Annotated in this window: 8 protein-coding genes and 4 tRNA genes; 2 read left to right on the forward strand and 10 right to left on the reverse strand. The window is 74.0% G+C overall.

The genetic code is table 11. From position 1 onward, the window contains the following. On the reverse strand, nucleotides 1-683 hold a 683-nt coding region (locus PYV61_RS14640; RefSeq protein WP_275832807.1), incomplete at its 3' end, for a GTP-binding protein. A gap of 241 nt (nucleotides 684-924) precedes the next feature. Then, nucleotides 925-997, reverse strand: a tRNA-Thr gene (locus PYV61_RS14645). Between the two features lie 190 nt (nucleotides 998-1187). On the opposite strand from PYV61_RS14645, the gene PYV61_RS14650 reads away from it, so the two are divergent. Together PYV61_RS14650 and PYV61_RS14655 are read left to right on the forward strand one after the other, a co-directional pair. Next, nucleotides 1188-2579: a sialidase family protein gene (locus PYV61_RS14650; RefSeq protein ID WP_275832809.1), complete on the forward strand. Its 1392-nt coding sequence runs from the start codon at nucleotides 1188-1190 to the stop codon at nucleotides 2577-2579. A gap of 29 nt (nucleotides 2580-2608) precedes the next feature. Beyond that, nucleotides 2609-4597, forward strand: coding sequence for a CocE/NonD family hydrolase (locus PYV61_RS14655; protein WP_275832811.1), 1989 nt, complete (start codon nucleotides 2609-2611; stop codon nucleotides 4595-4597). Between the two features lie 7 nt (nucleotides 4598-4604). Here PYV61_RS14655 and PYV61_RS14660 read toward each other — a convergent pair whose 3' ends face one another. The 8 genes from PYV61_RS14660 to PYV61_RS14695 form a co-directional block, all read right to left on the reverse strand. Continuing rightward, nucleotides 4605-5018, reverse strand: a complete 414-nt coding sequence (locus PYV61_RS14660; protein WP_275832813.1) for a VOC family protein — start codon at nucleotides 5016-5018, stop codon at nucleotides 4605-4607. Between the two features lie 22 nt (nucleotides 5019-5040). After that, the gene (locus PYV61_RS14665) at nucleotides 5041-5331 is read right to left on the reverse strand and encodes a helix-turn-helix domain-containing protein (protein ID WP_275832815.1); all 291 of its coding nucleotides are present in this window, start codon (nucleotides 5329-5331) and stop codon (nucleotides 5041-5043) included. A gap of 105 nt (nucleotides 5332-5436) precedes the next feature. Beyond that, nucleotides 5437-7248 (reverse strand): hypothetical protein, encoded by a 1812-nt coding sequence (locus PYV61_RS14670; RefSeq protein ID WP_275832817.1) that lies wholly within the window; start codon nucleotides 7246-7248, stop codon nucleotides 5437-5439. A gap of 214 nt (nucleotides 7249-7462) precedes the next feature. Further along, nucleotides 7463-7535, reverse strand: a tRNA-Gly gene (locus tag PYV61_RS14675). Between the two features lie 44 nt (nucleotides 7536-7579). After that, nucleotides 7580-7662, reverse strand: a tRNA-Tyr gene (locus tag PYV61_RS14680). A 109-nt stretch (nucleotides 7663-7771) separates the two neighbouring features. Then, a tRNA-Thr gene (locus PYV61_RS14685) sits at nucleotides 7772-7844 on the reverse strand. A 29-nt stretch (nucleotides 7845-7873) separates the two neighbouring features. Next, the gene (gene cysS / locus PYV61_RS14690) at nucleotides 7874-9298 is read right to left on the reverse strand and encodes a cysteine--tRNA ligase (RefSeq protein ID WP_275832819.1); all 1425 of its coding nucleotides are present in this window, start codon (nucleotides 9296-9298) and stop codon (nucleotides 7874-7876) included. 55 nt (nucleotides 9299-9353) lie between these two features. Beyond that, a partial coding sequence (locus PYV61_RS14695) for a hypothetical protein (RefSeq protein ID WP_275832821.1) occupies nucleotides 9354-9533 on the reverse strand: 180 nt, incomplete at its 5' end.

The raw sequence follows: 9533 nt of genomic DNA on the forward strand, positions 1-9533 counted from the left end.
CCGCGCCCGGTGATCGAGAACACGTCCTCGACCGGCATCAGGAACGGCTTGTCGATCTCGCGCTCGGGCTGCGGGATGTAGCTGTCCAGCGCGTCCATGAGCTCGCCGATCTTGGAGCCCCACTCGCTCTTGGGGTCCGCCGACTCGAGCGCCTTGAGCGCCGAGCCCTTGATGATCGGGATCTCGTCGCCCGGGTAGTCGTACTGGCTCAGGAGCTCACGCACCTCGAGCTCGACCAGGTCCAGCAGCTCCGGGTCGTCGACCATGTCGACCTTGTTCATGAACACGACGATGTACGGCACGTTCACCTGGCGGGCGAGCAGGATGTGCTCGCGCGTCTGGGGCATCGGGCCGTCGGCCGCCGAGACCACGAGGATCGCGCCGTCCATCTGCGCGGCGCCCGTGATCATGTTCTTGACGTAGTCGGCGTGGCCGGGGCAGTCCACGTGCGCGTAGTGGCGCTTGGGGCTCTCGTACTCGACGTGGGCGGTCGAGATCGTGATGCCGCGCTCGCGCTCCTCGGGCGCCTTGTCGATCTGGTCGAACGCCGTCGCCTGCGCCAGCCCCGCCTTCGCCTGCACCGTGGTGATCGCCGCCGTCAGCGTCGTCTTGCCGTGGTCGACGTGCCCGATGGTGCCGACGTTCACGTGCGGCTTCGTGCGCTCGAATTTGGCCTTGCCCATGAGATGCCCGTTCGAAAGCTGGAAGGGTTGGTCAGCACTGGCGGCGCCCACGGGCACACTGCGCCCGGGGCACCGTCGTCCCGCGAAGCGCGCGGCGCGCCCACGACCCGAAGGCCCGGCGGCGCGAAAGCGCGTGGAGTTGTCCGCCACCGCGGCCCGGCCAGGGGCCGGCGGGCGGTGCGGGCCGACGGAGCGACCGCGGTCAGTCCTGAGGACGTCGGGCGCGGCAGGCGGCGTCGAGAGCTCGCGACCGGGATTGAACCGGTGACCTCATCCTTACCAAGGATGTGCTCTACCAACTGAGCTACGCGAGCGGGCACTGAAAACTGCTCCACCAGCCGGACGAAGGTCCGCACGGGCAGACCCCGAACTTAGACACTCGCGAAATCGGAGGCAACCCCCGCTCCCACAGCGGGTTCCGCGGCGCCGCCAACCCCGCCCCGCCCCGCCGCGTAGATTGGCGGCGCGCCGCGTCGCCGCCGAGGACCGCCCGTACCCCGCCCGATGCCGATCCGATCGCTCCGCCCCGCCGTCGTGCTCGCCGGCCTGCTCGTGGCCCCGATCGCCTTCGTCGCCTGCCGCGGCGGGGAGGGCGACGCCGCCGACCTCCCGGCGCTCGCCCCCCTCGACCCGGTGGACGTCGCCGCCGGTCCCGGGAGCAGCTGGCCGCACCTGGCCGCCGACGGCGCCGGGCAGCTCGTGCTGGGGTGGGTGGAGCCCCATGCCGAGGCGGGGACGGACAGCGCCGGGCGTCCCTCGCGTCACCGACTGCGGTTCGCGCGGCTGGCCGGCGGGGCGTGGTCGGCGCCGCGCACGATCGTCGACACCGCCGACCTGTTCGTGAACTGGGCCGACTTCCCCGCCGTGGTGCCGATGGGTGGCGACCGACTGGCGGCGTGGTGGCCGGTGCGGAACGGCAGCCCGGGGCGCGCCAGCTTCGGGTACGACGCCGTCGTGGCGAGCTCGGCGGACGGCGGCGTGACCTGGACCTCCGGCGTGCAGGTGCACGGCGACCGCACCCCGACCGAGCACGGCTTCGTATCGTTCGTGCCGCTTGGACCGCAGGGCGACTCGGTCGGGGTCGTCTGGCTGGACGGGCGCGACTACGCGCGGAAGGTGGCCGAGCCCGCCGACCACCGGATGCAGCTGGCAGTCTCGACTGTTGGAACCGACGGAGCGCCGGCGCCGGACCGGATGCTCGACACCTCGGTCTGCACCTGCTGCCGGACCTCGTCGGCCCGGACGCGCGACGCGGTCCTGGTCGCCTACCGCGACCGCGAGCCGGGGGAGATCCGGGACATCGCCGTCGCGCGCTACGCGGGGGGCCAGTGGGCGGCGCCGACCAAGGTCCACCGCGACGGGTGGGTCTTCCCGGGGTGCCCCGTGAACGGGGCGGTGCTGGCCGCCCACGGCGACACGGTCGCCGTCGCCTGGTTCACCGCCCCGCACGACTCGGCGCGCGTCAACGTCGCCTTCTCGACCGACGGGGGGCGCAGCTTCGGGCCGCCGACGCGGGTGGACGACGGCGCGCCGTCCGGGCGCGCCGGAATCGTCGTCGACGGCGCGGGGAGCGCCACCGTGACCTGGATCGAGCGTGTCGCCCCCGAGCGGTCGCGGCTCCCGTGGCGGAAGGCCGAGGCGGCGGCCAAGGGGGCGCCCGTCGGCGGCGCCGAGCTGCGGGCGCGGCGGGTGACGCTGGCCGGCGCCCGCGGCCCCGCCCAGACGCTCATGCGCTCCACCGAGGGGCGCACCAGCGGCTTCCCGCAGATCGCCGCCGTGGGCGACACCGTGTATCTGGCGTGGACCGAGCCGGCCGCCGCCGGCAGCCCGTCGCGCATCCGGCTGGCCCGCACCACCCTCGCCCGCCCCGCCGCGCGGGTCGCGTCGGCGCCCTGAGCGCGTCCGTTCCTTCCGGGAGTCCCGTCATGCCGTCGTCCCGCCGCGCGACCGCGTCGCGCTTCGCCCCCCTGCTCGCCGCGGCGCTGGCCGCCGTCCTCCCCGCGCCCGCGCCGGCCGCCGCGCCGGCGCCGACGCGCGCCGCGGCCGACTCGGTGGCCGCCGAGCGGTGGCGGCTCGAGCGCGAGCTGCAGGCGCTGGCGGTGGTGGACCGCAAGCTCATGGTGCCGATGCGCGACGGCGTGCGCATGCAGGCCGACGTGTACCGCCCCAAGGGCGATGGGCGCCACCCGGTCATCTTCAGCCGCACGCCGTACAACTTCAACTGGTGGGACGTGCGCGCCGGCGCGCCGCGCTCGATGGCGACGCCGCTCGACGCGGTGAAGCGCGGCTACGCGTACGTCGAGATGAACGAGCGCGGGCACTTCTACTCCGAGGGGAACTACGACATCCTCGGCGCCCCCGTGAGCGACGGCGAGGACGCGATCGCGTGGCTGTCGTCGCGGCCGTGGTCGAACGGGAAGGTCGGGCTCATCGGGTGCTCGTCGACCGCCGAGTGGCAGATGGCCGTGGCGGCGCGCGACCCGAAGGGGCTGTCGGCGATCGTCCCGCAGGGGTTCGGCGCCGGCGTGGGGCGCGTCGGGCCGTACTACGAGCAGGGGAACTGGTACCGCGGCGGGGCCGTGCAGATGCTGTTCATCGCGTGGCTGTACGGCCAGCAGAACCAGGTCCGGCCGATGTTCCCGCCGGGCACCACGCAGGAGCAGCTGATCGCGGCGTCGAAGCTCTACGACCTGGCGCCGCAGATGCCGCCGGTGGACTGGGCGCAGGCGCTGCGTCACCTGCCGTCGATCGACATCCTGAAGGCGGTCGGCGGCCCGACGGGGCTCTACGCCGACTCGATGCCGGTGCCGACGGGCGGCGCGATGATGCGGCGCACGCCGAACGACTCCGCGTGGTACCGCGGGGGGCTGTTCCACGACGACATGCGGGTCAACACGCCCGGGCTCTGGTTCATGTCGTGGTACGACGTGTCGACGGGGCCGAACCTCGCGACGTACAACCACGTGCGGAGGACGGCGCGCCCCGAGGTCGCCGAGCAGCAGTACGCCGTGATCGCGCCGACGCTGCACTGCTCGTACAAGCGCGCGACCGAGAACACGGTGGTCGGCGAGCGCAGCGTCGGCGACGCGCGGCTCGACTACGACGCGCTCACCTTCGGGTGGTTCGACCACTTCCTGAAGGGGGAGCGCAACGGGCTGCTCGACACGCTGCCCAAGGTGCGCTACTTCACGATGGGGCTGAACAAGTGGCAGTCGGCGCGCAGCTGGCCGCCCGAGGGCGCCGAGGGGCTGACGCTGTACCTGTCGAGCGGCGGCAACGCGAACACGCTGAACGGCGACGGGCGGCTGACGACCACCCCGCCGGCCGCCGACCGCCCCGACCGCTTCACGTACGACCCGATGAACCCCGTGCCGTCGTACGGCGGCAACGTGTGCTGCACCGGCAACGCCGTGACGGGCGGCGCCTTCGACCAGCGCAAGATGGAGGAGCGGCGCGACGTCCTCGTGTACACGAGCGACCCGCTCCCCGAGGGGACGGAGGTCAGCGGGCCTGTCGAGGTGACGCTGCACGTGTCGTCGGACGCGAAGGACACCGACTTCACGGTGAAGCTGCTCGACGTGTACCCGGACGGGCGCGCGTACAACCTGGACGAGACGATCCAGCGCGTGCGCTACCGCGAGGGGTACGACAAGCCGGAGACGCGGATGCAGCCCGGGAAGACCTACAAGGTCACGCTGCAGCCGATGACGACGAGCAACTGGTTCGCGGCCGGGCACCGCATCCGGATCGAGGTGTCGAGCAGCAACTTCCCGCGCTTCGACCGCAACATGAACACGGGCGGGCGCAACTACGACGAGGCGACGGGGGTGGTGGCGCACAACGTCGTGCACCACTCGCGGCAGCACCCGTCGTCGATCACGCTGACGGTGGTGCGGCGCCCCGTGCAGCCCTGAGCGGCGGTCAGCCCGCCGCGGCGGGCGCCGGCGCGGCCTGCATCTGCACCAGCTGGATCAGGTTCCCGCAGGTGTCGTCGAGCACCGCCATGCGCACCGGCCCGGCGCCCTTCGGCTTCAGCGTGAACGCGACGCCGAGCGCGCGCAGCCGCTCGTACTCGGCGTCCAGGTCGTCGACCATGAACGACGTCGCGGGGATCCCGTCCGCGGCGAGCGCCGCCCGGTACGGCCCGACCGCCGGGTGCGCGCCGGGCTCCAGCAGCAGCTCGGTGCCGTCGGGGTCCTGCGGCGAGACGACCGTGAGCCACCGGTACTCCCCCGCCGGCACGTCGTGCTTCACGCGGAACCCGAGGACCCGCGTGTAGAAGTCGAGCGCCCTCGCCTGGTCGGCGACGAACACGCTGGTGACGTAGATCCGCATCCGGTTCTCTCCTCGCGTCGGGCTACAGGTGGGGGCGGAGCCACTGGGCGACCGCCGCGTGCAACGGGCCGAGGTCGAGCGAGTGGAGCTTCGTGCGGCCGGCCCACGCGACGCGCACCAGCCCGGCCCGCTCCAGCAGGTCGAGGTGCTGGGTGACCGCCTGGCGCGAGAGGGCGACGCCCCCGTCGGCGGCCGCGCCGGCGCACAGCTCGAACAGCGACTGCTCGGGGCGCTCGCGGAGCCGGTCGATGATCCGGCGGCGCGTCGGGTCGCCGAGCGCCTTGAAGACGCGATCGAGCTCCTCGTCCGTCATGCCGGGAATATGCAATGAAAACATTGCATGTCAAGCGGCGACGACGATGAATGCTCGGGACCGTGTCGACCAGGCTCGGGTCGGCGCCCCGACCAGCGCGGCCCTCTAGGGCGCCGCCGCCGGCGCGTCGCCGCACCCGCCCACGAGCCGCTGGGCGAACGGCTCGAGCTGGCCGACGTACTCCAGGTACTGCCGCGCCGCGTCGGGGGCCAGCTCCTGCCCCGCCGTCAGCCCCGCGCGCGCCACCGCCACCGACGCCGCGCCCTCGCGCGCCAGCGCGCAGCTCAGCGCCCGGTCCTTCTCCAGCGGCGCCTCGCGCAGCGCCGCGCTCGCCACCTGCAGCGCTGCGGTCCCGCGCAGGAACTTCGCCTGCGGCGAGCCGCGCGTCGTGTCGGCCAGCTCGAAGAAGCGGAGCGCGCGCGCGTAGTCGCCGCGCGCCTTGGTCTGCCCGGCGGCGCGCAGCAGCGCGTTCCCCTTGGCCAGGGCGAACTGCGCCACCAGCGTCGAGTCCTCCCCGCGCGCCAGCGCGCGCCCGACGGCGGCCAGCGCGCTGTCGGGGCGCCCGAGGTCGAACTCCGCCTGCGCCAGCGCCAGCAGCCCCTGCGGCAGCGCCGAGTCGGCCTCGAGCGCCCGGCGCGTCGCCTCCGCGGCGTCGGCCAGCCGCCCCTTCGCGCGCGCCTCGCGCGCCGCCAGCGTGTTCAGCTCCGCGCTCTTCGGGAACTGCGCGAGACCGCGCGGGAGCGCGCTGTCGCTCTCGGCGCGCACGAGATCCACGTACTGCGCGTAGATCCGCCCGTCCTGCGGGAAGAGCGAGACGGCGCGTGCGGACAGCTCGACGGCCCGCACCATCGTGCCGTTCGCCCGGTGGGCGACGGCGAGGCGGAGATGGAACGTCGAGTCGCGGGCGGACGCGGTGTCGCGCGCCAGCAGCATCTCGCCCGTCTCGACGGCGCGCGGCCAATTCCGGTTCTCGAACGCCACCCGCCAGCGGAGCCGCTGGATCTCCAGCACGTCCCGGTGCTCGGCGGCGGCGGCGGCGATCACGGTCTCGGCGCGGCGGGCGTTCCCCCCTTCGAGGAGCCCGAGCACCCCGTGCACGATCAGCGAGGGGCTGAGCGAGTCCGTCGCGATCAGGCGGACCCACATCCCGGCCGCCTCGTCGCGCCGCCCGAGCGCGTCGAGCGCCCGCGCCGCGGCCTCGAGCCCCTGGCGGCTGAGCGAGTCGATGTCGAGCAGCGCGCGCGACTCGCCGAGCAGGTCGCCGGCCGGGGCGCCGCCGAGTCGCATCGCGGTGACGAGGCAGGCGCGGGCGAAGGCCGCGCGCCCGAACGCGTGGATGCCCGCGCGCGCGGCCTCGACGGCCACGGACGGCCGGTTCTGGGCCAGCGCGTTCGCGCACCGCCGCTGGTGGATGAGCTGGGCGCGCGCGGCGGCCACCGCGCGGGCGAACTCCTCGGCGGCGGCCTCGACGCGCGGGCCGCTGGCGGTGATCGGCTGCCGGGTGCCACGGTCGCGCACCAGCCGCAGCTCGCCGGTGAGCCGGACCGCGCCCCCGCCCTGCGCCACCCGCCCCGTGAGGTACTCGTCGGCCCGCGAGTGCCGCGCGATCGTCTCGACCACCCCGACCGTGTAGATCGTGTCGAGGCTGAAGGTCCGGTCGGGGAAGAGGCGACGGGCGTCGCCGAGGTCGATGATCTCGGCGTCCCGCCCCCGTACCAGCCTGCCGATGCGGTCGCGCACCTCGCTGGCGGCCTCGCGCCCGAGCTTGAGGTTCGCGCCGGCGTCGGGCACGAACGTGGCGACGTAGAGCCCCTGGCGGGTGAACTCGCGCGTCTGCGCCCCGACGTGCGCGGGGCGCGACGCCAGGAGGGCGCCCGCGACGGCGAGCGCCCGGACGGTCGCGCGAGGGAGGCGCATCAGCGGGTGGATGGCATCGGGGACACCCGTGTCGCGGAACCGGTGACCTCACCGCGCGATCGCACACCGGCCGTGGACGGCGCGCCACCATACCGGTGCGCACCACGTCCGGCAATACGCGGGACGGTCGCGCGCGCGGGCCCACCACGAGGCCCTGGGCGCAAGGAAGAAGCCCGCCAACGCGTATCACGTTGACGGGCTTTCACTTATCCAGAGCGGGAGACGGGACTCGAACCCGCGACCCCAAGCTTGGAAGGCTCGTGCTCTACCAACTGAGCTACTCCCGCGTGCCCGGAGCGCGCCCCGGGGTCGTGCCCTGCTCGGATCGGAGTGGTGGGGGAAGGATTCGAACCTTCGAAGGCTGTCGCCGGCAGATTTACAGTCTGCTCCCGTTGGCCACTTGGGTACCCCACCAGGCACCACGCCGCACGTTTCCGCGCGGACCCGGAGTGTAAACGGGGCGGGCACCCCGTTCAAGCCGCGTCCGGCGCCCTCCGGCGGGGCGCGGCCGGCGTCGCGGGCAAGCTGACGGGGGGAATCGAACCCCCAACCGCCCGATTACAAATCGGGTGCTCTGCCAGTTGAGCTACGTCAGCGCGTCCTTCCCTACGCTAACGCCGGGCGCTCAGCGGCGCTGCCAGGTCGTCCCCTGCGGGGTGTCCTTGATCTCGACGCCGCGGGCCGCCAGCTCGTCGCGGATGGCGTCGGAGGCGGCGAAGTCGCGCCGCGCCCGCGCGTCGCGCCGCGCCGCCAGCCGCTCCTCCACCCACCGCGCCAGCTCGGCGTCCTCGGGCGCCGCCTCGGGGACGAGGTCGAGCACCCCGTCCATGAGGGCGAAGGTGCGCCGCGCCGCCGCCAGCCCGGCGGCGTCGCTCCCGTGGCGGTCGAGCTCCGCGTTCGCGCGCTTGATGAAGACGAACAGCGCCGCCATCGCCTCGGGGGCGTTCAGGTCGTCGGCCAGCGCCGCCCGGAACTCGCGCTCCGCCTCGTCGGCGGCGGCCGCCAGCTCGGGGGTGCCGCCGGTCGCCGCCGCCAGCCGCTGCGCGAACTCGCCGACGCGGCGCACCGCCGACAGGCTCGCCTCCAGCGCGTCCGCCGACAGGTTCAGCTCCTTGCGGTAGTGCGTCGAGAACACGACGTGGCGGTAGGCGGCGCCGGTGACGCCCTCGTCGCGCAGCCCCTGGACGTTGCTGACGTTGCCCAGCCGCTTGGCCATCTTCTGCCCGTCGGTGAGCAGGAAGGCGCCGTGGCACCAGAAGCGGGAGAACTCGCGCCCGGTCGCGCCCTCGCTCTGCGCGATCTCGTCCTCGTGGTGCGGGAAGACGAGGTCGATGCCGCCGCAGTGCACGTCGAGCGTCTCGCCGAGGAGCGCCATCGCCATCGCCGAGCACTCGAGGTGCCAGCCGGGGCGCCCGCGCCCCCACGGCGAGTCCCAGGCGGCGCCGGTGCGCTCGTCCTCCTCCTTGGCGGCCTTCCAGAGCGCGAAGTCCTGCGCGTTCTCCTTGGAGTACTCGTCCTGCGCGACGCGCGCGCCGCTGCGCACCTCGCGGCGGTCGAGGCGCGACAGGCGTCCGTAGCCGTCGAACTTGTCGATCGCGAAGTAGACCGAGCCGTCGTCGGCGAGGTACGCGACGCCGTTGGCGATCAGCCGCTCGACGAGCGCGATCATCTCGGGGATGTACGCGGTCGCGCGCGGGTAGTCCTCCGCGTCCTCGATGCGCAGGTACGCGCGGTCGGCGTGGAACGTCTCGACGACGGGGTCGGTGAGCGCCTGGATGGTGAGGCCGCGCTCGAGCGCCCGCTTGATGATCTTGTCGTCGACGTCGGTCAGGTTCATGACCTGGTGCACCGACCAGCCCTGGAGGCGCAGGGCGCGGCGGAACAGGTCCTCGAACAGGAAGGTGCGGAAGTTCCCGAGGTGCGCCGGGTTGTAGACCGTCGGCCCGCAGGTGTACATGCGCACCATGCGCCCGTCGGTCGGCGCGAACGGCTCGACCTGGCGGGTCATCGTGTTGTACAGCCGGAACTCGGGCGTCGGGGCGTCGGGCATCGGGGCTGGGCTGGGGAGCGGGACCGGGGAAGCTAAGGTTCGCCGGGAGCGAGGGTCAACGGAACGGGGGCGGCGCCACGCGGCCGCCGACCAGCGCCACGCAGCGCAGCGGCACCCGCGGCGCGACCGCGTCGGCCGCCTCGACCAGCGCGCGCCACGCGTCGGCGTGGTCGTCGAGCACGAGGGCGAGCACCAGCGCGCCGCCCACGGGACGTCCGCGCGCGACCGCGAGCAG

The organism is Roseisolibacter sp. H3M3-2 (assembly GCF_029211165.1).
GTDB lineage: Bacteria > Gemmatimonadota > Gemmatimonadetes > Gemmatimonadales > Gemmatimonadaceae > Roseisolibacter.